The 22,948-nt window shown below is 52.3% G+C and carries 27 protein-coding genes; 12 read left to right on the top strand and 15 right to left on the bottom strand.

The features are described 5' to 3' along the window. Nucleotides 1-53 precede the first annotated feature (53 nt). Nucleotides 54-986: a DNA-binding transcriptional activator PunR gene (gene punR / locus ACLJR2_RS07445; protein ID WP_000269526.1), complete on the top strand. Its 933-nt coding sequence runs from the start codon at nt 54-56 to the stop codon at nt 984-986. Here punR and purR read toward each other — a convergent pair. Further along, nucleotides 983-2,008: an HTH-type transcriptional repressor PurR gene (gene purR / locus ACLJR2_RS07440; protein ID WP_000190992.1), complete on the bottom strand. Its 1,026-nt coding sequence runs from the start codon at nt 2,006-2,008 to the stop codon at nt 983-985. The two genes, punR and purR, sit on opposite strands and share 4 nt — an antisense overlap. 295 nt (nt 2,009-2,303) lie before the next feature. On the opposite strand from purR, the gene ACLJR2_RS07435 reads away from it, so the two are divergent. After that, complete coding sequence (locus ACLJR2_RS07435) at nt 2,304-2,393, top strand: YnhF family membrane protein (RefSeq protein ID WP_000102277.1); 90 nt, start codon at nt 2,304-2,306, stop codon at nt 2,391-2,393. Nucleotides 2,394-2,475: 82 nt separating this feature from the next. On the opposite strand, the gene sodB is transcribed toward ACLJR2_RS07435, so the two are convergent. Both sodB and ACLJR2_RS07425 read right to left on the bottom strand, forming a co-directional pair. Beyond that, a complete protein-coding gene (sodB, locus tag ACLJR2_RS07430; RefSeq protein ID WP_000007295.1) occupies nt 2,476-3,057 on the bottom strand; it encodes a superoxide dismutase [Fe] in 582 nt (193 codons plus the stop codon). 126 nt (nt 3,058-3,183) lie between these two features. After that, the gene (locus ACLJR2_RS07425; RefSeq protein ID WP_001520344.1) at nt 3,184-4,005 is read right to left on the bottom strand and encodes a C40 family peptidase; all 822 of its coding nucleotides are present in this window, start codon (nt 4,003-4,005) and stop codon (nt 3,184-3,186) included. A 334-nt stretch (nt 4,006-4,339) separates the two neighbouring features. On the opposite strand from ACLJR2_RS07425, the gene grxD reads away from it, so the two are divergent. After that, the gene (gene grxD, locus ACLJR2_RS07420) at nt 4,340-4,687 is read left to right on the top strand and encodes a monothiol glutaredoxin 4 (protein WP_000108176.1); all 348 of its coding nucleotides are present in this window, start codon (nt 4,340-4,342) and stop codon (nt 4,685-4,687) included. Between the two features lie 77 nt (nt 4,688-4,764). Here the strand turns inward: grxD and rnt are convergent, their stop codons facing one another. From rnt to ACLJR2_RS07400, 4 genes are all read right to left on the bottom strand, one after another. Next, nucleotides 4,765-5,412, bottom strand: coding sequence for a ribonuclease T (gene rnt / locus ACLJR2_RS07415; RefSeq protein WP_001282272.1), 648 nt, complete (start codon nt 5,410-5,412; stop codon nt 4,765-4,767). A 100-nt stretch (nt 5,413-5,512) separates the two neighbouring features. Further along, a complete protein-coding gene (gene gloA / locus ACLJR2_RS07410; protein WP_001237787.1) occupies nt 5,513-5,920 on the bottom strand; it encodes a lactoylglutathione lyase in 408 nt (135 codons plus the stop codon). A gap of 68 nt (nt 5,921-5,988) precedes the next feature. Next, entirely contained in the window at nt 5,989-7,086 is a 1,098-nt protein-coding gene (locus ACLJR2_RS07405) for an N-ethylmaleimide reductase (RefSeq protein ID WP_219829022.1), read from the bottom strand. Nucleotides 7,087-7,144: 58 nt separating this feature from the next. Continuing rightward, nucleotides 7,145-7,744 (bottom strand): TetR/AcrR family transcriptional regulator, encoded by a 600-nt coding sequence (locus tag ACLJR2_RS07400; RefSeq protein WP_001041835.1) that lies wholly within the window; start codon nt 7,742-7,744, stop codon nt 7,145-7,147. A 102-nt stretch (nt 7,745-7,846) separates the two neighbouring features. Here ACLJR2_RS07400 and ACLJR2_RS07395 point away from each other — a divergent pair, with 102 nt between their 5' ends. From ACLJR2_RS07395 to sodC2, 3 genes are all read left to right on the top strand, one after another. After that, nucleotides 7,847-8,086 carry a DUF1289 domain-containing protein gene (locus ACLJR2_RS07395; protein WP_001538148.1) on the top strand — a complete coding sequence of 80 codons (240 nt, stop codon included), beginning with the start codon at nt 7,847-7,849 and terminating at the stop codon, nt 8,084-8,086. Nucleotides 8,087-8,136: 50 nt separating this feature from the next. Then, nucleotides 8,137-9,033: an aldo/keto reductase family oxidoreductase gene (locus tag ACLJR2_RS07390; protein ID WP_000250721.1), complete on the top strand. Its 897-nt coding sequence runs from the start codon at nt 8,137-8,139 to the stop codon at nt 9,031-9,033. A gap of 79 nt (nt 9,034-9,112) precedes the next feature. Further along, on the top strand, nt 9,113-9,634 hold the full coding sequence (gene sodC2, locus ACLJR2_RS07385; RefSeq protein WP_000826829.1) for a superoxide dismutase [Cu-Zn] SodC2: 522 nt from the start codon (nt 9,113-9,115) through the stop codon (nt 9,632-9,634). Here sodC2 and ACLJR2_RS07380 read toward each other — a convergent pair. From ACLJR2_RS07380 to ACLJR2_RS07370, 3 genes are read right to left on the bottom strand one after another with little or no spacing between them, the layout of a single operon-like run. Next, on the bottom strand, nt 9,610-11,649 hold the full coding sequence (locus ACLJR2_RS07380; protein WP_000777637.1) for an FUSC family protein: 2,040 nt from the start codon (nt 11,647-11,649) through the stop codon (nt 9,610-9,612). The genes sodC2 and ACLJR2_RS07380 overlap by 25 nt on opposite strands. Further along, nucleotides 11,649-12,509: an HlyD family secretion protein gene (locus tag ACLJR2_RS07375; RefSeq protein ID WP_001534073.1), complete on the bottom strand. Its 861-nt coding sequence runs from the start codon at nt 12,507-12,509 to the stop codon at nt 11,649-11,651. The genes ACLJR2_RS07380 and ACLJR2_RS07375 overlap by 1 nt, the downstream gene beginning before the upstream one ends. A 2-nt stretch (nt 12,510-12,511) precedes the next feature. Further along, entirely contained in the window at nt 12,512-12,748 is a 237-nt protein-coding gene (locus tag ACLJR2_RS07370; RefSeq protein ID WP_000649755.1) for a DUF1656 domain-containing protein, read from the bottom strand. Between the two features lie 194 nt (nt 12,749-12,942). Between ACLJR2_RS07370 and slyA the strand changes: the two genes are divergently transcribed. Next, nucleotides 12,943-13,383, top strand: coding sequence for a transcriptional regulator SlyA (gene slyA, locus ACLJR2_RS07365; RefSeq protein ID WP_000764554.1), 441 nt, complete (start codon nt 12,943-12,945; stop codon nt 13,381-13,383). 46 nt (nt 13,384-13,429) lie between these two features. Here slyA and slyB read toward each other — a convergent pair whose 3' ends face one another. Continuing rightward, nucleotides 13,430-13,897 carry an outer membrane lipoprotein SlyB gene (gene slyB, locus ACLJR2_RS07360; RefSeq protein ID WP_000597179.1) on the bottom strand — a complete coding sequence of 156 codons (468 nt, stop codon included), beginning with the start codon at nt 13,895-13,897 and terminating at the stop codon, nt 13,430-13,432. A 272-nt stretch (nt 13,898-14,169) separates the two neighbouring features. Here slyB and anmK point away from each other — a divergent pair, with 272 nt between their 5' ends. The 5 genes from anmK (at nt 14,170) to pdxY (ending at nt 18,744) form a co-directional block, all read left to right on the top strand. Then, nucleotides 14,170-15,291, top strand: coding sequence for an anhydro-N-acetylmuramic acid kinase (anmK, locus tag ACLJR2_RS07355; protein ID WP_000835021.1), 1,122 nt, complete (start codon nt 14,170-14,172; stop codon nt 15,289-15,291). A gap of 87 nt (nt 15,292-15,378) precedes the next feature. Continuing rightward, a complete protein-coding gene (mliC, locus tag ACLJR2_RS07350) occupies nt 15,379-15,708 on the top strand; it encodes a C-type lysozyme inhibitor (RefSeq protein ID WP_001132086.1) in 330 nt (109 codons plus the stop codon). Nucleotides 15,709-15,766: 58 nt separating this feature from the next. Beyond that, complete coding sequence (pdxH, locus tag ACLJR2_RS07345) at nt 15,767-16,423, top strand: pyridoxamine 5'-phosphate oxidase (RefSeq protein WP_001282334.1); 657 nt, start codon at nt 15,767-15,769, stop codon at nt 16,421-16,423. A 126-nt stretch (nt 16,424-16,549) separates the two neighbouring features. Continuing rightward, complete coding sequence (tyrS, locus tag ACLJR2_RS07340) at nt 16,550-17,824, top strand: tyrosine--tRNA ligase (protein ID WP_000168626.1); 1,275 nt, start codon at nt 16,550-16,552, stop codon at nt 17,822-17,824. 59 nt (nt 17,825-17,883) lie between these two features. Beyond that, nucleotides 17,884-18,744, top strand: coding sequence for a pyridoxal kinase PdxY (pdxY, locus tag ACLJR2_RS07335; RefSeq protein WP_000789740.1), 861 nt, complete (start codon nt 17,884-17,886; stop codon nt 18,742-18,744). A gap of 58 nt (nt 18,745-18,802) precedes the next feature. Here pdxY and gstA read toward each other — a convergent pair whose 3' ends face one another. The 4 genes from gstA to ACLJR2_RS07315 all read right to left on the bottom strand — a co-directional run bounded on the left by gstA (nt 18,803) and on the right by ACLJR2_RS07315 (nt 22,947). Next, nucleotides 18,803-19,408 carry a glutathione transferase GstA gene (gstA, locus tag ACLJR2_RS07330; RefSeq protein WP_000765716.1) on the bottom strand — a complete coding sequence of 202 codons (606 nt, stop codon included), beginning with the start codon at nt 19,406-19,408 and terminating at the stop codon, nt 18,803-18,805. A 104-nt stretch (nt 19,409-19,512) separates the two neighbouring features. After that, entirely contained in the window at nt 19,513-21,018 is a 1,506-nt protein-coding gene (gene dtpA, locus ACLJR2_RS07325; RefSeq protein WP_000100911.1) for a dipeptide/tripeptide permease DtpA, read from the bottom strand. 601 nt (nt 21,019-21,619) lie between these two features. Continuing rightward, the gene (nth, locus tag ACLJR2_RS07320) at nt 21,620-22,255 is read right to left on the bottom strand and encodes an endonuclease III (protein WP_001030318.1); all 636 of its coding nucleotides are present in this window, start codon (nt 22,253-22,255) and stop codon (nt 21,620-21,622) included. Next, nucleotides 22,255-22,947 carry an electron transport complex subunit E gene (locus ACLJR2_RS07315; protein WP_001289628.1) on the bottom strand — a complete coding sequence of 231 codons (693 nt, stop codon included), beginning with the start codon at nt 22,945-22,947 and terminating at the stop codon, nt 22,255-22,257. Before ACLJR2_RS07315 ends, nth begins: the two co-directional genes overlap by 1 nt. Nucleotide 22,948 lies beyond the last annotated feature (1 nt).

Here is a 22,948-nt window from a genome sequence, read left to right as displayed (position 1 = left end):
GTTGTGAAACGTTAATATTTGTCCAGTGAATTCAAAATTTTTGTAGGCAAATTATGTGGTCGGAATACTCGCTTGAAGTGGTTGACGCCGTAGCGCGCAATGGCAGTTTTAGCGCGGCGGCGCAGGAACTGCACCGTGTGCCTTCAGCAGTCAGTTACACCGTTCGTCAGTTAGAGGAGTGGCTGGCCGTACCGCTTTTTGTACGACGTCACCGTGATGTTGAACTGACGCCTGCTGGCGTCTGGTTTTTAAAAGAAGGGCGTTCTGTTATCAAAAAAATGCAGATCACTCGCCAGCAGTGTCAGCAAATTGCTAATGGCTGGCGCGGGCAGTTAGCTATTGCGGTGGACAATATCGTCAGACCAGAACGTACCCGGCAGATGATCGTCGATTTCTATCGCCATTTTGACGATGTGGAACTGCTGGTTTTTCAGGAGGTGTTTAACGGCGTCTGGGACGCGCTCTCCGACGGGCGTGTCGAACTGGCGATTGGGGCGACGCAGGCGATTCCGGTAGGGGGGCGTTACGCTTTTCGGGATATGGGGACCCTGAGCTGGAGCTGCGTAGTGGCAAGCGATCACCCGCTGGCGTCGATGCCTGGGCCGTTAAGCGATGATACCCTGCGCAACTGGCCGTCGCTGGTCAGGGAAGACACTTCGCGAACCTTACCGAAACGGATTACCTGGCTGCTGGATAACCAAAAAAGGGTCGTCGTACCGGACTGGGAGTCATCGGCAACCTGCCTGTCGGCAGGACTATGCGTGGGAATGGTGCCGACGCATTTTGCCCGACAGTGGATAGACAGCGGAAAATGGGTGGCGCTGACGTTAGAGAATCCGTTTCCCGATGCGGCCTGTTGCGTGACGTGGCAGCAAAACGAAGCCTCGCCCACGCTGGCATGGCTGCTGGACTATTTGGGCGATAGCGAAACGTTGAATCGGGAGTGGCTGCGGGAGCCAGAAGAGGCTCCCGACAGTGGGGATTAACGCCGATAGTCGCGGAACGGGCCGTCAGCGACCGAGCGACGCTCAACCAGGCGTGGATGAACTTCAATAGACTGTGACTCTTCACGCTTATTGACGATGCGATCCAATAGCATATTAAATGCGGTTTCACCTAAAGAGTCTTTGGGCTGGTGAATCGTCGTCAGCGCCGGGGTAAAGAAACGGGCGTTACGCACATTGTCATAACCGATCACCGAAACGTCCTGCGGTACGCGAAGCCCCATTTCGTCAGCCGCGCAAAGCGCGCCCATCGCCATAATATCGCCGCCGCAGAAAACGGCGGTAGGGCGATGTGACTGCGATAAAATTTGCTGCATCGCGTGGTAACCGGATTCCGGCTCGAAGTCGCCCTGAACAATCCAGTTGTCCGGCACGTTGATCAGCGCCTCCTCCATGGCTTTCATAAAGCCTGCCAGCCGGCCCGCGCCGGTGTTGCGCTCCAGCGGGCCGGGAATAACGCCGATATCCCGGTGGCCGCGCTCAACCAGATAACGACCCGCCATATAGCCGCCTGCAAAGGCGTTATCAATCACCGTGTCGGTAAAATCGGCCTTCGCTTCACCCCAGTCCATCACCACCATCGGAATATGGCGATACTCTTCCAGCATGGAAAGCAGAGGTTCTGGATACTCAGAACACATCACCAGCAGGCCATCCACGCGCTTTTGCGCCATCATGGACAGGTAGGCGCGCTGTTTTTCCAGGTTATTCCAGGCGTTGCCTAAAATCAGCGTATAGCCTTTCTGGAAACAGTTTTTTTCAACCGCCTCGATAATTTCGGCAAAATAGGCCGCTTCGCTGCTGGTCGCCAGTAAGCCTATCGACTTGGTATGGTTAACCTTCAGGCTACGCGCGACGGCGCTGGGAGAGTAGTGCAGCTCTTTAATTGCCGCCCAGACCGCGTTACGCGTTTCTTCAGCGACAAAACGCGTTTTGTTGATTACGTGTGATACAGTTGTAGTGGAAACGTTTGCTCGTTTCGCTACATCTTTAATTGTTGCCATTACATTTCACTCCAGACCCTCGCTAAGCTCCTGAGAAACGCCAGGTAAACGTTTGCCTACACACACCCTAATCGCAACATCAGGGTTGCGGCACGCCGGAAAAACGACACGGAACGTCAGGAAGGGGTCAATGGCCGTTACGCTAATTCAGTAAGCCTGGAATTTTGTCTGATCTTGAGGAAAAGGGGAAGCGTTAAAAACAGTTATCAATATAAAACATGAGAGATTTTTGGGCGGGAATGTGCAAAAATGCGCTATATCACTTTTTGTGTGGAAATAAAAAGGAGAAAACTTGATGAGTACCGACCTGAAATTTTCGTTGATTACTACGCTGATTGTTCTGGGCGTGATTGTCGCAGGTGGATTAACGGCCGCTCTGCACTGATTTCCTCTCTTCTGAGGGGGGGCGTCTCCTCTATTCTATCCCTCTCTAAAACGCAGAAGGCGTACCTTCTGCGTACTCAGACTTATGCGGCGAGATTTTTCGCAACAAATTCCCAGTTAACCAGCGCCCAGAAATGCTCCAGATAGTTTGGACGGGCGTTGCGGTAGTCGATGTAATACGCGTGTTCCCACACATCAACCGTCAGCAACGGCGTTGCATCCGTAGTCAGCGGCGTACCGGCATTTGAGGTAGAAACGATAGCCAGTTTGCCATCAGCGCTTTTTACCAGCCATGTCCATCCGGAACCAAAGTTTTTGATAGCGGCATCGGTGAACTGCGCTTTAAATTCCGCGAAGCTGCCAAAAGATGCCGCGATAGCTTCAGCCAGTCTCCCGGTCGGTTCGCCGCCAGCGTTTGGCGCCAGGCAGTTCCAGTAGAAGGTGTGGTTCCACACCTGAGCGGCGTTATTAAAGATACCGCCTTCGGAGGCGCGCACGATCTCTTCCAGCGATTTGCCTTCAAACGCCGTGCCTTTGATCAAATTGTTAAGATTGGTCACGTAAGTCTGATGATGTTTGCCATAGTGATATTCCAGCGTCTCAGCAGAAATATGCGGCGCCAGAGCATCTTTGGCATACGGTAATGCAGGTAATTCGAACGACATTGCTTCTCTCCTTATTATTAATATTGCGCACGCACAATAACCCTGGTGCGCGTAAGGATAGGGTAGCAAATTGAGAGGTGGCGCAAAAGAAGAAGTTATCCTGTCGTTAAACGACAGGATAAAATATTAGCGAATTGTTTTAGGCGTCATCACCCGACGAGCGCCGACATAATGACGTTGCCAGTATTCTTCGTTCAGTGAGGTGATCTTAATTTCCTGACCGCTGCGCGGGGACTGAATAAACTTACCGTTGCCGACATAGACGCCAACGTGATCGGCGGTGCCGCGCCCCTGCGTACGGAAGAACACCAGATCGCCGTTTTTCAACTCGCTACGCTCAATGGGCGCCGCGTCACGCAGGTGATACATCTCATTCGCCGTTCGGGGGATACGGATCTTCACTAAATCTTTATAGGCATAATAAACCAGACCGCTGCAATCAAAACCGGTGCGCGGCGATGCGCCTCCCCAGTGATACGGTTTACCAATCTGATTCATGAGCTTGGACATCGCGGTTTTCGTCGCTTTTTGTACTTTTGCACGATGCGCATCGGCAATAGAGACCGGCAATGTTCCTTTCCCCTTCACGCAGTGCGGCTTACGGCCTTTACGCGTCGTGCATTTTTCCGTTACGTCGAGGGCGGCGATTGACGTGGGCGCGGTTCTGTTACGACGATGCGTCGTATGACGAGATTTTGTGGAGGCGGTGGTACGTTTTGGCGTAGAAGCGGAAGAAGAACGGCTGGTTTTTGAGGTTTTTTTTACGTTTTTTTTGCTGGTTTTACTGATCTTTTTCGTTGTGCTTTTCTTTTTATCTGCCGTTTTCGTGACATGAGAAACAGCAGGCGTCGCTTTGGCTTGCCTGGAAGCATGGGCCATTGGCGTAAAGGGGAGAGTAGTAAAAAGTAAAGCACAGAGCGTGATCGAGATTTTGTTTATCCGCGCCACTGAGCAATCCTCTGTTAAAGGCAGGCAATTCATGCCTGCGTATGATTTACAAAACCTGATAATTCTAATCTACAAAAGCACAGATTGGTAATTGCTTTTGGTTTCTGAAGCTATGTTTCGTTAACAGATGTAAAAAAATAGCAATTAATGCTAAACACAAACGCGTTATCTACAAATCACTGCGCGGCAACCCGCTTAAAAGATATTTTGTATACAACTTATTCCCGCAGACGGTAAAATAATAAGGCATGATGAAAATGTTATTTTCCGTTGCCAGCCTGACCCGTTACAATGACAGGCTTCGGTCGTAAAAGTAGTTTAAGGAAGCGAGACAATGAGCACCACTATCGAAAAAATTCAGCGCCAGATCGCTGAAAACCCGATTCTCCTGTATATGAAAGGTTCACCGAAACTGCCAAGCTGTGGTTTCTCTGCGCAGGCCGTTCAGGCGCTTTCAGCCTGCGGGGAACGTTTTGCCTATGTTGATATCCTGCAAAACCCGGATATTCGCGCTGAATTACCGAAATACGCCAACTGGCCGACATTCCCACAACTGTGGGTGGACGGCGAGCTGGTCGGCGGGTGTGATATTGTGATTGAAATGTATCAGCGTGGCGAGCTGCAGCAGCTTATTAAAGAAACTGCGGCAAAATATAAAACTCAGGAGCCGGACGCAGAGTAATCTGTGAAAGAGGAAAGCGACCTGTAAAGGTCGCTTTTTTACCGCCATCGTGAGCAAGAGCGGCGTTGTTAGCCTCGTTATTTGTCCGTCGGCAAAGGTAACGGCCAGCCGCCCAGGCGCTTCCAGCGATTGACGATTTCACAAAACAGCACCGCTGTCCGCTCGGTATCATACAAAGCGGAATGGGCTTTTTCACCGTCAAACTCCATACCTGCCGCCAGGCACGCTTTTGATAACACCGTTTGTCCCAGCGCCAGTCCGCTCAATGCCGCAGTATCAAAGGTGACGAACGGATGAAACGGGTTACGTTTCAGCGAGGCGCGCTCTGCGGCGGCCATCATAAAACTGTGATCAAAAGTGGCGTTATGCGCGACCATAATGGCGCGGCTACAACCGCTGTCTTTGATACCTTTACGCACCATTTTGAAAATAGCGTGTAGCGCCTCATATTCACTCACCGCGCCGCGTAGCGGGTTAGAGGGATCGATACCGTTAAACGCGAGCGCTTCCGGCTGTAAGTTGGCTCCAGCGAACGGCTCCACATGGAAATGCAGCGTCGTGTCCGGCATCAGCCAGCCTTGTTCATCCATTTTCAGCGTGATGGCGGCGATTTCGAGCAGCGCATCGGTTTTAGCGTTAAATCCTGCAGTTTCAACGTCGATGACGACAGGATAAAAACCACGAAAACGGTCGCACAGACCGGAAAGTTGAGCGTTATCGGACATCTGAGTCTCTTAATACGAAAAAATGCAGCGCGTATTATGGCAAATTTTACGCCGGGATGCAGTAAAACAACGGGCGCAGTGACCTGCGCCCGGCGGGGGATCAGTTACCCAGACCGCGGCCTGCGTCTTTAGCTTCAATCAATTCGATTTTATAGCCATCCGGATCTTCAACGAAGGCGATGATGGTCGAACCGCCTTTTACCGGCCCCGCTTCACGGGTCACGTTGCCGCCGTTCTGACGAATGCGTTCACAGGCTTCAGCAGCATTGTCAACGCTCAGCGCGATGTGCCCATACGCATTGCCCATGTCGTAGCTCTCAACGCCCCAGTTATAGGTTAGTTCGATGACCGCTTCTTCCGTTTCCGGACCATATCCCACAAAGGCCAGCGAGTATTTGTATTCCGGGTTCTCACTGGTACGCAGCAATTTCATGCCCAGAACGTTGGTGTAAAAAGCGATGGAACGCTGCAAATCGCCGACGCGCAGCATAGTATGCAATAAACGCATTTTCGTTGTCCTTAAAATAGTCAAGATATTCAAAGTATAGCGGCGATGTGAGGCCGCTATCAATGAAATTACAGAGTAGGGTAGTCAGTGTAGCCTTCCGCGCCGCCGCCATAAAAACTTTCGGGATGCTGTGGATTAAGTTCCGCTTTACGTTGCAGACGCGCCACCAGATCCGGGTTAGCGATGTAATCGCGACCAAACGCCACGGCGTCAATCAGCCCTTTTTCGATCAGATCTTCCGCTTTTTCTGGCGTATAGGCGCCAGCGCCGATGATGGGACCGTGGAAACGCGCGCGCACTTTTTCACGGAACGCGTCGCTGTACGGTTCGCCGCCCGCCCAGTCTGGTTCAGACATATGCAGATAAGCGATGCCGCGTTTGCCTAACGCTTCAATCAGATAAAGGGCGTCAGCTTCTTCATTCGGGCCGTTATCGACATTCTGGAAAGTGCCGACAGGAGAAAGGCGGATGCCGATACGGTCCGCGCCCCATTCCTTAATGCCGGCATCAACCACCTCCAGCACCAGACGGGCGCGACTCTCTACGCTGCCGCCGTACTGATCGGTACGGTGATTAGAAGACGGTGAGAGGAACTGGTGCAGCAGATAACCGTGCGCGGAGTGCAGCTCCACCAGATCGAAGCCTGCCTCTCGGGCATTGGCGATAGCCTGGCGGAAATCGTTGACGATCCCGGGGATCTCGTGAGTATCCAGCGCGCGCGGCGTGGAAGTCTCTACGCGGATGGCCTGGCCGTTTTCGTCACGCAAAGAGGTGCGGGTTCCCGCATTGATAGCGGATGGCGCGACGGGCGCTTGTCCGCCTGGTTGCAGGCTGGCGTGTGAAATACGGCCCGTATGCCACAGTTGCACCGCCATATGGCCGCCCTGGGCATGGACTCCCTGAGTGATTTTTTTCCAGGCGGCGATCTGCTCATCGCTGTGTAATCCCGGTGCGCCGGCATAGCCTTTCGCCTGTGCGGAGATTTGTGTGGCTTCGCTGATGATCAATCCGGCGCTGGCGCGTTGACGGTAATATTCCGCCATTAACGGCGTAGGAATGTCGCCCGGTTCAATACTCCGCAAACGCGTCAAAGGCGCCATAAATACGCGATTTGTCGCCGTGATGGCACCCACCTTGAGGGGGGTAAACAGTTTTGCTGATGACATAGTGGCTCCTGATATAAGTAGACCGGTCGTCTTGTAATAAAGGAAATAAAAACGCCTGTTACTGCTCAGGCGTTGCAATGATGGTCTTAACATGCGCCAACGCATTTTCCAGCGGCGCGGCGCTACGGGATATTTTGGCCTGCAAATTGGCGCCCAGCCACAGGGCATAAAGTACCTGCGCCTGTGGCAACGGCTGGCCGGTGAAATGTAAACAGTGGCTATTACGGCCATCTTCCAGCGCGCGTGCAAGCAGTGCCATGATCTCCTGCGCCCCTTTATCCATCGTAGAGCGCATATCCTCTGACAGATCGCAGACTTCCGCTGACAGTTTCACCGTCAGGCAACCGCTGATGGCGCCTTGCTGGCAAAACTGCTTTAACGTTTCCTGATACCAGGCGAGAAGACGATCGCGATGATTACCGGGACCGGAGGTGAAGTGCGCCGTAAGACGCTGATGATAGCAGGAGTAATGTCGCTCAAGCATGGCGACGCCGAAGGCTTCTTTCGAGCGAAAGTAGTGATAAAACGACCCTTTAGGCACCTGGGCGGTTTTGAGCAACTCGCTAAGCCCCATGCCGGTAAAACCCCGTTGCATACAAAGCTGCTCGCCGGTGGCCAGCAGATGTTCGCGGGTATGGTGTTCGGTTTGCTTATTCATAGCAGGCAGTATAGTAGACCAGTCGGTCTACTGCAAGCAGAGTTGCCATAATGTCAGTTAGCGTCTTCAATAGTCATAAGCGCCAAACGTTGAGGAGGGGATGTGGCCGAGCAGTTGGAGTTTTTTCCTGTAGCAAGCCCATGTCGCGGTATCTGCCAGTCTGATGAGCGTGGCTTTTGTCGGGGATGTATGCGCAGCCGCGACGAACGGTTTAACTGGCAAAAAATGAGCGATGCCGAGAAACAAAATGTACTGCGGCTTTGTCGCCAGCGTTTCTTGCGTAAAATACGCGCAAATAAGCCTCTCCCATCGGAAGATCCTCAACAACCTTCACTCTTTTAAACGCGGAATTGCGTATACTCAACCTCATTATTCTCTATGAGGAATCTGTTATGGTTCAGCGTGTCACCATCGCTCCACAAGGCCCGGAGTTTTCGCGTTTTGTCATGGGTTACTGGCGTTTGATGGACTGGAATATGTCCGCGCGTCAGTTAGTGAGTTTTATCGAAGAACATCTGGATTTGGGCGTCACCACCGTTGACCATGCGGACATTTATGGCGGTTATCAGTGCGAAGCGGCGTTTGGCGAGGCGCTAACGCTGGCGCCGCATTTGCGGGAAAAACTGCAAATCGTTACCAAATGCGGTATTGCGACCACCGCCAGAGCGGAAAATAGGCTCGGTCATTATATTACCGATCGCCGCCATATTATTCTGAGCGCCGAACAGTCATTAAAAAATCTGGCGACAGATTATCTGGATATGTTGTTAATTCACCGTCCCGATCCGTTAATGGATGCGGATGACGTCGCCGAGGCGTTTCAACATCTGCACCAAAGCGGCAAAGTGCGCCATTTTGGCGTTTCTAATTTTACGCCAGCGCAATTTACGTTACTGCAATCGCGCCTGCCGTTCACCCTGGCGACCAACCAGGTGGAGATCTCGCCGGTTCACCAGCCTTTGTTGCTGGACGGCACATTAGATCAATTACAGCAACTGCGTATTCGTCCGATGGCCTGGTCATGTCTTGGCGGCGGTCGGCTGTTTAATGATGAGGCTTATCAGCCGTTGCGCCAGGAACTTTCCGTTATCGCGCAAGAACTCAACGCCAGTTCTATTGAACAGGTGGTCTATGCCTGGATTTTACGTTTGCCGTCGCAGCCGCTGCCGATTATTGGCTCGGGTAAAATCGAACGCGTACGCGCCGCACTAGAAGCGGAAACGCTGTCATTGTCGCGTCAACAGTGGTTCCGAATCCGCAAGGCGGCACTGGGTTATGACGTGCCGTAATCGCCAACTCGTTGACTTTCCGTTCATGTTTTCGCCAGTGGTTTACACTTAACAGGCGACCACATGTAACGGAGGTTTTATGAAGCGATTAAGTTTAGCGATGGTGACGCTGTTGGCCTGTGCGAGTGCGCAGGCCGCCAGCGAGAAAGTAGAGATGAACCTGGTGACGGCGCAAGGCGTAGGACAGTCTATCGGCACCGTCGTCATCGATGAAACCGAAGGCGGCTTAAAATTTACCCCACACCTTAAAGCGTTGCCGCCGGGCGAGCATGGTTTTCACATTCATGCCAACGGTAGCTGCCAGCCCGCGATTAAAGACGGCAAAGCGGTTGCCGCAGAAGCCGCTGGTGGTCATCTGGACCCACAAAATACCGGCAAGCATGAAGGACCGGAAGGCCAGGGGCATCTGGGCGACCTCCCGGTGTTAGTCGTTAATAATGATGGTATCGCCACCGAACCGGTTACTGCGCCGCGTCTGAAGTCTCTTGATGAAGTGAAAGATAAAGCGCTCATGATCCATGTGGGCGGCGATAACATGTCCGATCAGCCGAAACCGCTCGGCGGCGGCGGAATGCGTTACGCCTGCGGCGTCATTAAATAACCTGGAGCCAGCGTTCCCTGTGCTGGAGCCTGTTCCAGCTGCGACAGCGAACAGTGTAAACGCCAGATAATCGCCGCCAGCTCATGCGCGGCGGGTTGATGATGATGTGCGAGCGTGTCGCAGATACGCTGTAGTTCCTGTAGCGTGACGGCAAGCGGGCGTTGCTGCACGCCGCGCTCGCTCATCACATCGCGCAGCAGGGATATACAAATATCCCGCACCCGGGAAAGCGGATCGGAACGCGACTCCCAGGCGCGCAGCTGCCACACCACATGCGAGCAGTTCAGCAGTACCACTCCCCAACGTAATAACCACCGGCGCGCCAGCGCATCCTGGCTATTGCTGAGCTGACTGACGTGATGATAGGTCAGCGATTCAAACTCGCTTTCGCTATGGGAAGGGTGACGGCTAAGCTGATCGACGAAATCCCGGCGTAGCGCGCGGATATGGCGGCGGCTTTTTACGGCATCGGAACCGGGGCGCAAAATCGCAAACGCCAGCCAGGAAATCGCGACGCCGACGATCTTGGCGGTATTATCGTTAAGGAAGTCGGCGAAGTCGTACACCGGCGGATTGGTCACGGCGATGAATGAGCCCATAAAAACGATAAGCTGCCCCCACAGTCCCGCCAGCTTAGGCATCTGCAGTTTAAGCAGTTGCATCGTGACGAACAGCGGAAAAAGGAAAAGCAAGAATTGCCACAGATCGGTGATTTGCACCATCAGGCCAAATTTCACCACGAAGCTGCATAAGGACAGCAGCACTAAAGTACGCATCAATAAGGTGAGCGACTTAAACGGAGTGGCGACGATGGAGTAGAGAACGCAACTGATCGCCGCCAGGGTTAATGCGCCGGGCCCGGATTCCCATTGCGCGCCAATACTCCAGGCGCCAATCACCGTGAGCGTGCAAAAGGTACGTACGCCGCTCCAGATGGCCTCTGCGTTATCCGTATGCCGTGCAAGGCCGGGAGTGCGGCGGATATGGATTTGATCCACCGGCGCGCCGCTTTCGAGCAGATATAACTGACGGCTGCTGCGCAGATATAAGTGGCAAAAATAGCGTAATCGCTGCCAGAACGCGAGGTGACGATAATCCTGTTCATCCTGCGGGCGTAGCGGCGCAATAATCCGCGCCACGGTGTAGCTGTCCGCGCGCGGTTTTGCCAACTCAGCTAAGAGTTGTTCAATGACTTCGCGGCTGTTTTCCGGCGGCGTCGGCCAGTTTAAAAGCATTCTACGCAGACTAGAGATCACGCTGGTTAGCCGTAATTGCTGGTGTAACAATGCATTTAGCAATGCATTCTGGCGGCGAAAACGGTAGTGACTCCAGAAGGCCTGAATACGCAGCAGGTTCATGGTCAGGATTTGCCCAATGACGCCCTCATGCGCGGAGCGGATGGCGTCGGTAGTCTCCGGCTGCCAAAGTAGACTGGCATGTTCCAGCAAGCGCGCATGCATGTTTTTCAACGCGGTGAGCAGGGCTGTACCATCCGATGTGCTGGGCAGGATCATCATCATCATGCCGCCGCAGAGGATGCCGACGATAACTTCACATACACGTGCCTGGGCGATATCCCACAACTGCGTGATTTCTACAATATTAACCATCGGGAACGCGATGATCGCCGCCGTGTAGCCGGACAACTGGAAAGCATAAGCGACATTATTGGTAAAATGCGCGCAGGCCCAGGTACAAAAACCGATCCAGGCGGCCATGCTAAATAAGAACAACCAGGGTTCATTCAGCGTATGGCCGGCAATAATCAAGGCGGCGGTCGCGCCGAGTAAACTCCCGGCAATACGCCCCAGACTTTTACTGATTACGCCGCCTACGGTCGGAAAGCTCACCACTGCGGCCGAAGTCATCGCCCAGTAGGGCTCATCCAGATTGAGATAATAAGCGAATGTCAGCGCGAGACACATGGCAATGGTATTGCGCAACGCGTAACGCCACTGGCCGGAGGTCGCTTTAAACCAGGGCGTATTTCGCAGGGCTGGCAGGGAGAGTTTCATCACCGCTGTCCAATGGCTACGCTGCAGGTAGTGCCGGAGACGAGCGCGATATCCTGCGGCAAAGCGTCAAATTCGATACGTACCGGTACGCGTTGCGCCAGACGTACCCACGGTACGTTGGGTTTAATATCGGGCACTAAACCGGAGTCACTTTCCACGCTTTGGTCGTAAATAGCGCGCCCGATACTGCCAACGTGACCCTGTAACTTAACATTGCCACTATACAGTGTTATTAATGCAGGCTCACCTTCGCGGATGTGGCGTAGTTTGGTTTCTTCGAAATATCCCATTACATAAAATGAATGGCTATCTACCAGGGCGAAAAGTGGCTTACCGGTGCTGGCATAATCACCGGTACGCGTGGAAAGGTTGGTCACCCAGCCGGATACCGGCGCTTTTACTTCCGTCTGGCTAAGCTGCCACTGCGCCTGTTTTAACGTCGCCAGTGCGACATCTACGCTGGCCTGCATCGCTTTAACATTCAGATTGGCGCTATCCAGATCTTCAGCAGAGATGTAGTTACGCGATAAATGTCGACGTCGATCGGCTTCATTATTCGCTTTTGCCAGATCGGACTGCGCTTTGGCCAACTGCGCCTGCGCGTTAAGTTCTGCAATATGGAAGGGCGTTTTATCAATGACAAAGAGAACGTCCCCGGCGTTGACGAACTGATTATCTTTGATATTGAGTTGGATAATGCTGCCAGAAACCTGCGGCGTTACGCTGACCTGTTCCGCGCGGATTTTACCATCGCGCGTCCACGGTGACTGCATATAGTAATTCCATAACCACCACGCGGCCAGAACGGCGACAACGGCGACAATGAGAGTAGAAAAATATTTTATTGTTTTTAACGACATATTTACCACGCGATCAGTAAAACGAGGCCCAGACATACGCAAAGCGTAAAGAGGGAGAGATCCATTAACAGGGGATGCCAGATTTCATCAGAGTATATCCGGTCACGCAGGAGTCGGTGAATAAACAACCAGATAACGAACCCAAGCGCAAAGGCTTTAAAGAATGGCGGAAAGTAAACAGATGCTCCCAACATGAGATCTTGTAAGGGCAATCCTGTGGCGTTGAGTATACACTTCACAAGCAATGTTCCTTTGCGTCAGACATCGATGCTTTAGTTTTAGCCAAAACCGAAGCTACAGGTGCCAGGTGCGCACTATGTCTGAAAAAATGTCTATTGGTAAGCAAATTTAGCAATACATTTGTTTTGAGAATACAAATACTGCACACTATTCTAAAATCAGCATAATAACTTAGCAAGCTAATTATAAGGAGATGAAATTGGAATCGCCACTAGGTTCTGATCTGGCACGGTTGGTGCGCATTTGGCGTGCTCTGATTGACCATCGCCTCAAGCCTCTGGAATTGACGCAGACACATTGGGTCACGTTGCACAATATTCATCAATTGCCGCCTGACCAGTCGCAGATTCAATTGGCTAAAGCGATAGGCATTGAGCAGCCATCGCTGGTACGCACGTTGGATCAACTTGAAGATAAGGGGCTAATTTCGCGGCAAACCTGCGCCAGCGATCGTCGCGCTAAGCGGATTAAACTGACCGAAAAAGCGGAGCCGCTGATCGCTGAGATGGAAGAGGTCATTCATAAAACGCGCGGTGAAATTTTGGCTGGGATTTCTTCAGAGGAGATTGAGCTTCTGATTAAACTTGTCGCTAAACTTGAACACAACATTATGGAATTGCACTCTCACGATTGAGGTGCAGGGGCATACGTGTGGCCATGTGACCACACGTAAAGCCTGTTTAGCGTGGAGAGACAGTAACCTGGCTGCCGTTGCTGGCCAGCACGACACGCTGACCTGCCGAGAAACGCGTATTTCCTTGTTTCTGCACAACCATAATGGTGTTGCCATCGTCTTTACGAATTTCCAGTTCCACACCCTGGGTTTTATTCATTGCGCTCTGGACGCCCTGGCCCGCTACGCCACCAGCCACCGCGCCTGCCGCGGTCGCCAGTGAACGACCCGTACCGCCGCCGATAGTGTTGCCGAGGAATCCGCCCAACACCGCGCCGCCGATAGCGCCAATCACGTTAGAATCATCACCGCCCTGAATTTGAACCGGACGAACGTTAACGATAGTACCGTACGTTACATTCTGAACTTGTTTAGCCTCGGATGCGGTATAAACATCACCCGAAAGGCTATCATTGTTAACACACCCAGCTAAGGATAACCCCATCAGTGAAACGGCCAGTACACGTTTAATCATTTACCCATCTCCTGTTCTTCACGAAACGCTATTTCAGCATCCCTATAGCTAAATTATATGGCATTTATGCAGTTAAGGTCATATCTTCTGCCGAAAGAATGTAAAAATCATAATCAGAAGTTAATTAACTAATCTTAAACGAAGTGGGAAGCAAGAAAAGATAGGTTATTGATATCCGTGGACGGCACGGCAAAAAACGTGACGCGGGCATCGCATTGCAAAATACGTTATGCCGAGTGTTAAGGCTTAACCCAGCTTAATAAGGAAGAGGTATGAAATCGGGCCGTTTTATTGGCGTTATGTCCGGAACCAGCCTTGATGGCGTGGATGTTGTACTGGCGGCAATTGATGAAACCATGGTTGCGCAACAGGCAAGTCTCACCTGGCCCATTCCCGTTCATCTGAAAAAAGGCATTCTCGATATTTGCCAGGGACAACCGCTTACGCTCTCGCAACTCGGCCAGCTGGATACCCAGTTAGGCCGGCTTTTTGCACAGGCGGTTAATGCGCTGTTAGCGCAACAACGTTTGCAGCCGCGGGATATCGTCGCCATTGGTTGTCATGGGCAAACGGTCTGGCATGAACCGACCGGCGAGGCCCCGCATACGCTGCAAATTGGCGATAATAATCACATCGTCGCCCATACGGGGATTACAGTGGTCGGCGATTTTCGGCGGCGGGATATTGCGCTGGGCGGACAAGGCGCGCCGCTGGTGCCCGCTTTCCATCACGCGCTGTTGGGACATCCGACGGAAAAACGTATGGTCCTGAATATCGGCGGCATCGCCAATTTATCTCTGCTTTTCCCCGGACAGGCGGTGCGCGGGTACGACACGGGGCCGGGTAATATGTTGATGGATGCGTGGATTTGGCGACAATGCGCGCAGCCCTACGACAAAGACGCGGCATGGGCGAAAGAAGGTCAGGTTATTCTTCCATTGCTGCAAAAGATGTTGCGCGATCCGTACTTTGCTGCGTCGGCGCCCAAAAGTACAGGACGCGAATATTTCAACTATGGCTGGTTAGAGCGTCATCTTACGGCTTTCCCTGGCGCAGACGCGCGCGATGTACAGGCCACGCTGGCGGAGCTGACGGCGGTCTCCATCGCCCAACAGGTGCTGCTCAATGGCGGCTGCGAGCGGCTGATGGTTTGTGGCGGCGGAAGCCGGAATCCGTTAGTGATGGCCCGTCTGGCGGCGCTGTTGCCCGGTATCGAGGTTTCGACCACCGATAAGGCGGGGATCAGCGGCGATGATATGGAAGCGCTGGCCTTTGCCTGGCTTGCCTGGCGAACGCTCGCGGGCCTGCCGGGAAATTTACCTTCCGTGACGGGGGCTACAGAAGCCAGTGTTTTAGGCGCTATTTACCCGGCTAACCCAATAACTCAGAGTTAACTGAATTTTTCCCGGACCCTATATCGGTAAACTAGCAAGGTCAGGAAGGGGCGTTTGCCCTTCCAGAAGCAGGAGAGCTTTCGGGATATGCCTATGAAAAAGATCGCAATAATGTGTTTACCTGTGCTGCTGACCGGCTGTAGCGTTTATCAACAATTTGTTGAACGTATGCAAACGGATACGCTGGAATACCAGTGTGATGAGAAGCCGCTTACCGTTAAAGTCAATAACCCGCGTGAAGAGGTCAGTTTTGTTTATGACAATAAGCTGCTGACCCTGAAGCAAGGAATCTCGGCCTCGGGCGCGCGTTATACCGACGGGATTTATGTTTTCTGGTCGCAAGGCGAGAGCGCCACGGTCTATAAACGAGACAGAATTGTGCTTAATAACTGTCAGTTACAAAATCCGAAGCGTTGAGATTTTCAGTATGGGGGCGCACAATAGCGCCACCCACTGATTATTTCTGATCAACGCCATGTCTGATAACGACCAATTGCAGCAGATCGCGCATCTGCGCCGTGAATACACGAAAGGCGGCTTGCGTCGCCGCGATTTACCCGCTGAACCGTTAACCTTATTTGAGCGCTGGCTTGGGCAAGCGTGCGACGCCAGACTGGCCGATCCGACGGCAATGGTCGTGGCGACCGTAGATGACAAGGGGCAACCGTACCAGCGTATTGTATTGCTCAAGCATTATGATGAAAAAGGCCTGGTCTTTTATACCAACCTGGGAAGCCGCAAGGCGCATCAAATTGAGCACAATCCGCGTATTAGCCTGTTATTTCCCTGGCATATGCTTGAACGCCAGGTGATGGTGACAGGCAAAGCCGAGCGTCTCTCCACACTTGAGGTGGTGAGGTATTTCCACAGCCGTCCGCGCGACAGCCAGATCGGCGCATGGGTCTCTAAACAATCCAGCCGCATTTCCGCGCGCGGTATCCTCGAAAGCAAATTCTTGGAGCTCAAACAGAAGTTTCAACAGGGCGAAGTGCCGTTACCCAGCTTCTGGGGTGGTTTTCGCGTGAGTATCGAACAGATGGAGTTCTGGCAGGGCGGCGAACATCGTCTGCACGATCGCTTTTTATACCAACGCGACGACGGCGCGTGGAAAATCGACCGTCTTGCGCCCTAAAGATGCAAAAATCTTGTTTTAAGCACTGGTGCGGATGAATCCGCCGTTTTATGCTATGTCTCTTTCGCGTCTGGCGAAAAGTCGTGTACCGGCAAAGGTGCAGTCGTTTTATACATGGAGATTTTGATGGCAAGCAGTAACTTGATTAAACAATTGCAAGAGCGGGGGCTGGTAGCCCAGGTGACGGACGAAGACGCGTTGGCAGAGCGACTGGCGCAAGGCCCGATCGCGCTCTATTGCGGCTTCGATCCTACCGCTGACAGCTTGCATTTGGGGCATCTGGTTCCATTGTTATGCCTGAAACGCTTCCAGCAGGCAGGGCACAAACCTGTTGCGCTGGTAGGCGGCGCGACCGGTCTGATTGGCGACCCGAGCTTCAAAGCCGCCGAGCGTAAACTGAACACTGAAGAGACCGTTCAGGAGTGGGTGGCGAAAATTCGTAAACAGGTTGCCCCATTCCTGGACTTTGATTGCGGCGAAAACTCCGCCATCGCGGCCAATAACTATGACTGGTTCGGCAGCATGAATGTGCTGACTTTCCTGCGCGATATCGGTAAACATTTTTCCGTTAATCAGATGATCAACAAAGAAGCGGTGAAGCAGCGTCTGAACCGTGACGATCAGGGTATCTCTTTCACGGAGTTCTCTTATAACCTGCTACAGGGGTACGACTTCGCTTGTCTGAATAAACTGCACGGCGTTGCCTTACAGATTGGCGGTTCTGACCAGTGGGGGAACATCACTTCCGGTATCGACCTGACCCGTCGCCTGCACCAGAATCAGGTATTTGGTTTGACCGTTCCACTGATCACCAAAGCTGACGGCACGAAATTCGGTAAAACCGAAGGCGGCGCTGTCTGGCTGGATCCGAAGAAAACCAGTCCGTACAAATTCTACCAGTTCTGGATTAACACCGCAGATGCCGATGTTTATCGCTTCCTGAAATTCTTCACTTTTATGGACATTGAAGAGATCAATGCCCTGGAAGAAGAAGATAAAAACAGCGGTAAAGCGCCGCGCGCGCAGTATGTGCTGGCCGAGCAGGTGACGCGCCTGGTTCATGGTGAAGAGGGGCTGGTCGCGGCGAAACGGATCACTGAATGTCTGTTCAGCGGTTCACTGAGCGCGCTGAGCGAAGCTGACTTTGAGCAGTTGGCGCAGGACGGCGTACCGATGGTTGAAATGGAAAAAGGCGCCGACCTGATGCAGGCGCTGGTAGACGCCGAACTCCAGCCGTCGCGTGGTCAGGCGCGTAAGACTATCGCCTCCAACGCTGTCACTATCAATGGTGAAAAACAATCCGATCCTGAATACATCTTTAACGATGAGGACCGTCTGTTTGGCCGCTATACCTTATTACGTCGCGGCAAAAAGAACTATTGTCTGATTTGCTGGAAATAAGGCATTAAGTAACAGGGAGTGAGAAATCACTCCCTTATTTTTGATGTTCAGGTAAAAAAATGAAGAATATCCTCGCTATCCAGTCCCATGTTGTTTTCGGACATGCGGGCAACAGCGCCGCCGAATTTCCCATGCGCCGTCTTGGCGCGAATGTTTGGCCGCTGAATACCGTTCAGTTTTCTAACCACACGCAATATGGTAAATGGACCGGCTGTGTCATGCCGCCCAGCCATCTGACTGAGATTGTCCAGGGGATTGCGGACATTGGCCAGTTAGCGCACTGCGACGCCGTACTTAGCGGTTACCTGGGATCTGCCGAGCAGGGAGAACACATTCTCGGTATTGTGCGCCAGGTTAAAGCGGCAAATCCGCAGGCAAAATATTTCTGCGATCCCGTGATGGGGCATCCGGAAAAGGGCTGTATCGTGGCGCCTGGCGTCGCAGAGTTCCATGTGCGTTATGCGCTACCCGCCAGCGATATTATCGCGCCTAACCTGATTGAACTGGAAATTCTCAGCAAACATAGCGTGAATAGTGTGGATGACGCCGTGCAGGCGGCGCGCGAACTGATTGCTCAGGGGCCAGAAATTGTACTGGTAAAACATCTCGCCCGCGCCGGTTACAGTTCAGAACGCTTTGAAATGCTGCTGGTGACAGCGCAGGAAGCCTGGCATATTAGCCGTCCGCTGGTGGATTTCGGCTCACGTCAGCCGGTTGGCGTTGGCGATGTCACCAGTGGTTTATTGCTGGTCAAACTTTTGCAGGGCGCGACGTTGCAGCAGGCGCTGGAGCACGTTACGGCGGCAGTCTATGAGATTATGATCGCCACCAAAACGATGCAGGAGTACGAACTGCAGGTCGTGGCGGCCCAGGACAGGATCGCTAACCCTGAACATTACTTCAGCGCAACGCGGCTGTAATTATTGCTGCTAAAAAGAGGCCGGATGGCGGTACAGCGAGCTATCCGGCAACATGACATTAATTCAGTCCTTCCGCTTTAAGCGCTGCCGCAACGGTCGGTCTTTTTGCGACACGCTGCATATAACTTTCAATATGCGTTAACCCGTCCATATTCAGTTTTACGCCATAGGCCCAACGCAATACGGTAAACAGATAAGCGTCTGCAATGGTAAAACGCTGGCCGCAAATCCACTGGTCGTCTGAAAGCGACTCATCCACATACTGCAATTTCTTTTCCAGACCGGCGCGAACGGCGGGTTTGAGTGTTTCCGGCGTGTCAGGGCGGAACAGCGGGGTAAAGCCTTTATGCAGTTCCGTTGCAATATAGTTGAGCCATTCCAGTGTATGATAGCGAGCAAGACTACTTACCGGCGCCAGAAGCTGGCGGTCGGGAACGTTGTCGGCGAGGTACTGCATAATGGCGACGCCTTCAGTCAACAGTGTGCCGTCATCCAGCAGCAGAGCCGGAACCTGTCCTTTAGGGTTGACTGCCAGGTAATCATCACCGTTTTCCAGGCGTTTTTTTGCGAGATCGACGCCATCAAGCGTAAAGTCTTTGCCAATTTCGCGCAGGGTAATATGGGAAGCAAGAGAGCAGGCACCCGGTTTGTAGAACAGTTTCATCGGTAACTCCTTTTTGCTGAGGTTTAAAGTATGGTAGTGCGGGGACGAGCAAAAAAAAAGCCGCTAACGCACAGTTAGCGGCCTGAATGTTGTTTCCCGGAAAATTAAACTGTAGCGGCTTTAGAGCCTTTTTCAGCGGTATCATCGTCCTGGGTCATACGGTTCAGCTTAGGCGCTGTCAGCAGCATCAGGACGGCGATAACGGCGGTTGCTATGCCAATCTGCATAAATACGCGACCATAGACTTCCAGGGACATCAGTGGGTCAGTCACGTCGCTCGGCACAGCCATCAGGTTGGCGACATAACCGCCGATGATGTTAGCGCCTGCCGTTGTCAGGAACCAGCTACCCATGATGAAACCCATCAGACGCTGCGGAACCAACTGTGCGACCATTGCCAGTCCCAGACCGGAGATCATCAGCTCACCGATACTTTGCAGGCCGTAGCTTGCGATCAGCCAGTTTACGGATACGATGCCGGCATCGTTCGCAAATTTGGCGCCCAGCGGCAGAATCAGGAACGCGCCGGAACACAGCACCATACCAATGGCGAATTTCATCGGCATCGGCAGCGTATCGCCCATCCTGTTATAGATAGCGGCCAGAATCGGGCTGCCGATAATGATCCAGAATGGGTTCAGCGCCTGATACTGTTCCGGTTCGAACGCGATACCGAGAATAGAGTGCTCGACGTTACGAATGGCAAAGAAGTTCAGCGACGTCGGCATCTGGCTGTACAGTACGAAGAAGATAATCGCCTGCAGCATCAAAATAAAGGCGACGATCATTTTACGGCGAGCCGCGCCGTGCATGGAAAACGCTTCTTTACCGAAGATAATGACGATGCCAAGAGCGATTACGCCCAGCACCATACGCGCGATATCCTGGTTGTGCAGCAGCCAGGTGGCGACCGCAATCAGAACGACAATACCGACGATTGTCAGCAGCAGATTACGGAAGTTGATCGGTTCAAAGTCGGGTTTGGAACCGTAGCTTTTCACCCAGCGCTGGCAGAAAGCAAAGTTAACGACGGTTATCAGCATACCGACGACGCTAAGCGCAAACGCGGTGCTCCAGCCATAACGCGCCGCCAGCCACGGCGTCGCCAGCATAGAGAAGAAGGAGCCGATGTTGACGGACATATAATACATCGTAAATGCGCCGTCGAGACGCGGATCGTCCTTCGCGTAACAGGTAGACAGCAGGGAAGACGGGTTAGCTTTAAACAGACCGTTACCCACAGCGATAGCCGCCATGCCCATATAGACGATGCCAGCGTCATGACCAGACCATGCGACCAGCGCATAACCGATAGCCAGCACCACGGCACCCAGCATAATAACGCGTTTGGTGCCCAGAATTTTATCACCTAACCAACCGCCAATGGCGACCAGGCCGTACACCAGCGCACTGAAGGAAGAGAAAAGGGTGATGGAATCCGCTTCTGACATACCCAGTTGTTTTACCAGGTAGACGGCCATAATGCCTTGCAGGCCGTAATAACCAAAACGCTCCCATAACTCTATCGAGAAGATGAGATAGAACGCCTTCGGTTGTTTGAAAGCGTTCAAACTGACGCTTTCAGTTGGTTTTTTGTTTGCAGTAGACACTTTTACCTCTTTTTTACGCCCCGTATTAACAGGGATTGTCTGGCGCGTGATGAGTCAGACTCATCCGTCCGATTGTTATATTGGAGGGGAAACGGCAGGTAATGTTCACTATCTTTCCTCTCCAGACAAGAGCTTTGTAATAATCTGTTACATATAACTCTTCTGGTTGAATCGTCCGATGTCAGAAATGTTATCCAGCGTTAAATTTCTTCATTTGAAGAATGGCAGATTTTTACACTGCAAAAAGGCCATTAGTTTGGGTGAAAGGCGATATCTTCTGCTATTTAAGGTGAAAGGCAGTGATATAGGCCATTATCTGAAAAAATGGCAGAGTAATGTTTTGTAGTGAAAACGGGGCGTCAGTCTATCCGGTTGTAAATGTAACCTTAGGTGTCATTAAATTTTACATGAAGTTATCAAAGTGATCCTGATCACGGATAGATAGAATTTTTTGCGATTAAAAAAATGATTAACCTGACGTGGAGTGAAAACGAAAGCACATTACATCAGAAAAAGGACAGAGACTGGAATGATTGATGGCTAAAATAGATCCAGGCCGAAGGTGGGAGCGCGCTGGCGTGACGGACGCACTCCGACCATATCAAATATCGACTTTTTCTTTGTATTCGCAAAGATCTTCAATGAGGCAGGAGCCGCAGCGGGGTTTTCGGGCGATACAGGTATAGCGGCCATGCAAAATTAACCAGTGATGGCAGTCCACTTTGAACTCATTCGGCACCACTTTCAGCAACTTCTCTTCTACCTGCTCGACATTTTTACCCGGCGCGAACTGTGTTCGGTTGCATACACGAAATATATGCGTATCAACGGCGATGGTCGGCCAGCCGAAGGCGGTATTTAGTACTACGTTAGCGGTTTTACGCCCCACGCCGGGAAGCGCTTCCAGCGCCGCCCGATCCTCCGGCACTTCGCCATTATGCTTGTCCAGTAAAATACGGCAGGTCTTAATCACGTTTTCCGCTTTACTGTTAAATAAACCGATGGTTTTGATATAGGATTTCACGCCTTCTACGCCCAGTTCCAGCATCGCGGCTGGCGTATTGGCGACCGGGTAAAGTTTGGCGGTAGCCTTGTTCACGCTGACGTCGGTTGCCTGCGCGGAAAGCAACACGGCAATCAGCAACTCAAACGGCGACGTGAAATTGAGTTCCGTTGTGGGGTGCGGATTGTTGTCGCGCAGGCGCGTCAGAATTTCCAGCCTTTTTGCTTTGTTCATCAGACTTTCCCTGTTTCACCTGCCGGAACAGCGGAAGGCGCGGTTTCGGCGCGGCGTTTCTTCATTTTTTCATCAATAAGATATTTTACCGCCAGCATGAGTCCCAGACCGATAAACGCGCCTGGCGGCAGCATCGCCAGCAGGAAAGGCGAGTCGGTGTGAAATATCTCGACCCGTAATACTTTTGCCCAGCCTCCCAGCAGGCTATCCGCGCCATCGAAAAGCGTACCATTCCCGAGGATCTCGCGCAGCGAACCCAGCACGAACATCGCGCCTGTCGCGCCCATGCCGATGGAAAAACCGTCCAACGCGGAAAGCCACGGTCCTTTTTTCGCGGCAAACGCTTCGGCGCGACCGACAACAATGCAGTTCGTTACAATCAGAGGAATAAAAATCCCTAAAGACTGATACAAACCGAACGCATACGCATTGATCAGCATCTGTACTGCGCTTACCACCGAGGCAATGATCATGACGTAAATCGGGATACGGATTTCTGCCGGCGTCCAGCGACGTAGTGCGGACACCGTAAGGTTGGTCAGCGTTAATACCAGCGTTGTGGCCAGACCCAGCCCCAGAGCGTTGGTTGCCGTAGACGTCACCGCCAGTAAAGGGCACAGGCCAAGTAGCTGCACCAGAGCAGAGTTATTTTTCCATAACCCCTGAACAACAATGTCTTTTATTTCGCTCATG

Source organism: Salmonella sp. SAL03688 (assembly GCF_046551895.1).
GTDB lineage: Bacteria > Pseudomonadota > Gammaproteobacteria > Enterobacterales > Enterobacteriaceae > Salmonella > Salmonella enterica.
Note: the sequence above shows the minus strand (reverse complement) of the source record. Positions and strands in the feature narration are given on the sequence as shown.

What these genes read in the sequence shown, in the direction of transcription:
- slyA (WP_000764554.1), top strand. Translation starts at nt 12,943, where the DNA reads ATGAAATTGGAATCGCCACTAGGTTCTGATCTGGCACGGTTGGTGCGC.
- purR (WP_000190992.1), bottom strand. Translation starts at nt 2,008, where the DNA reads ATGGCAACAATTAAAGATGTAGCGAAACGAGCAAACGTTTCCACTACA.
- ACLJR2_RS07380 (WP_000777637.1), bottom strand. Translation starts at nt 11,649, where the DNA reads ATGAAACTCTCCCTGCCAGCCCTGCGAAATACGCCCTGGTTTAAAGCG.
- anmK (WP_000835021.1), top strand. Translation starts at nt 14,170, where the DNA reads ATGAAATCGGGCCGTTTTATTGGCGTTATGTCCGGAACCAGCCTTGAT.
- ACLJR2_RS07315 (WP_001289628.1), bottom strand. Translation starts at nt 22,947, where the DNA reads ATGAGCGAAATAAAAGACATTGTTGTTCAGGGGTTATGGAAAAATAAC.
- pdxH (WP_001282334.1), top strand. Translation starts at nt 15,767, where the DNA reads ATGTCTGATAACGACCAATTGCAGCAGATCGCGCATCTGCGCCGTGAA.
- ACLJR2_RS07375 (WP_001534073.1), bottom strand. Translation starts at nt 12,509, where the DNA reads ATGTCGTTAAAAACAATAAAATATTTTTCTACTCTCATTGTCGCCGTT.
- ACLJR2_RS07405 (WP_219829022.1), bottom strand. Translation starts at nt 7,086, where the DNA reads ATGTCATCAGCAAAACTGTTTACCCCCCTCAAGGTGGGTGCCATCACG.
- ACLJR2_RS07435 (WP_000102277.1), top strand. Translation starts at nt 2,304, where the DNA reads ATGAGTACCGACCTGAAATTTTCGTTGATTACTACGCTGATTGTTCTG.
- ACLJR2_RS07390 (WP_000250721.1), top strand. Translation starts at nt 8,137, where the DNA reads ATGGTTCAGCGTGTCACCATCGCTCCACAAGGCCCGGAGTTTTCGCGT.
- sodB (WP_000007295.1), bottom strand. Translation starts at nt 3,057, where the DNA reads ATGTCGTTCGAATTACCTGCATTACCGTATGCCAAAGATGCTCTGGCG.
- ACLJR2_RS07400 (WP_001041835.1), bottom strand. Translation starts at nt 7,744, where the DNA reads ATGAATAAGCAAACCGAACACCATACCCGCGAACATCTGCTGGCCACC.
- punR (WP_000269526.1), top strand. Translation starts at nt 54, where the DNA reads ATGTGGTCGGAATACTCGCTTGAAGTGGTTGACGCCGTAGCGCGCAAT.
- slyB (WP_000597179.1), bottom strand. Translation starts at nt 13,897, where the DNA reads ATGATTAAACGTGTACTGGCCGTTTCACTGATGGGGTTATCCTTAGCT.
- gstA (WP_000765716.1), bottom strand. Translation starts at nt 19,408, where the DNA reads ATGAAACTGTTCTACAAACCGGGTGCCTGCTCTCTTGCTTCCCATATT.
- tyrS (WP_000168626.1), top strand. Translation starts at nt 16,550, where the DNA reads ATGGCAAGCAGTAACTTGATTAAACAATTGCAAGAGCGGGGGCTGGTA.
- nth (WP_001030318.1), bottom strand. Translation starts at nt 22,255, where the DNA reads ATGAACAAAGCAAAAAGGCTGGAAATTCTGACGCGCCTGCGCGACAAC.
- grxD (WP_000108176.1), top strand. Translation starts at nt 4,340, where the DNA reads ATGAGCACCACTATCGAAAAAATTCAGCGCCAGATCGCTGAAAACCCG.
- sodC2 (WP_000826829.1), top strand. Translation starts at nt 9,113, where the DNA reads ATGAAGCGATTAAGTTTAGCGATGGTGACGCTGTTGGCCTGTGCGAGT.
- gloA (WP_001237787.1), bottom strand. Translation starts at nt 5,920, where the DNA reads ATGCGTTTATTGCATACTATGCTGCGCGTCGGCGATTTGCAGCGTTCC.
- mliC (WP_001132086.1), top strand. Translation starts at nt 15,379, where the DNA reads ATGCCTATGAAAAAGATCGCAATAATGTGTTTACCTGTGCTGCTGACC.
- pdxY (WP_000789740.1), top strand. Translation starts at nt 17,884, where the DNA reads ATGAAGAATATCCTCGCTATCCAGTCCCATGTTGTTTTCGGACATGCG.
- rnt (WP_001282272.1), bottom strand. Translation starts at nt 5,412, where the DNA reads ATGTCCGATAACGCTCAACTTTCCGGTCTGTGCGACCGTTTTCGTGGT.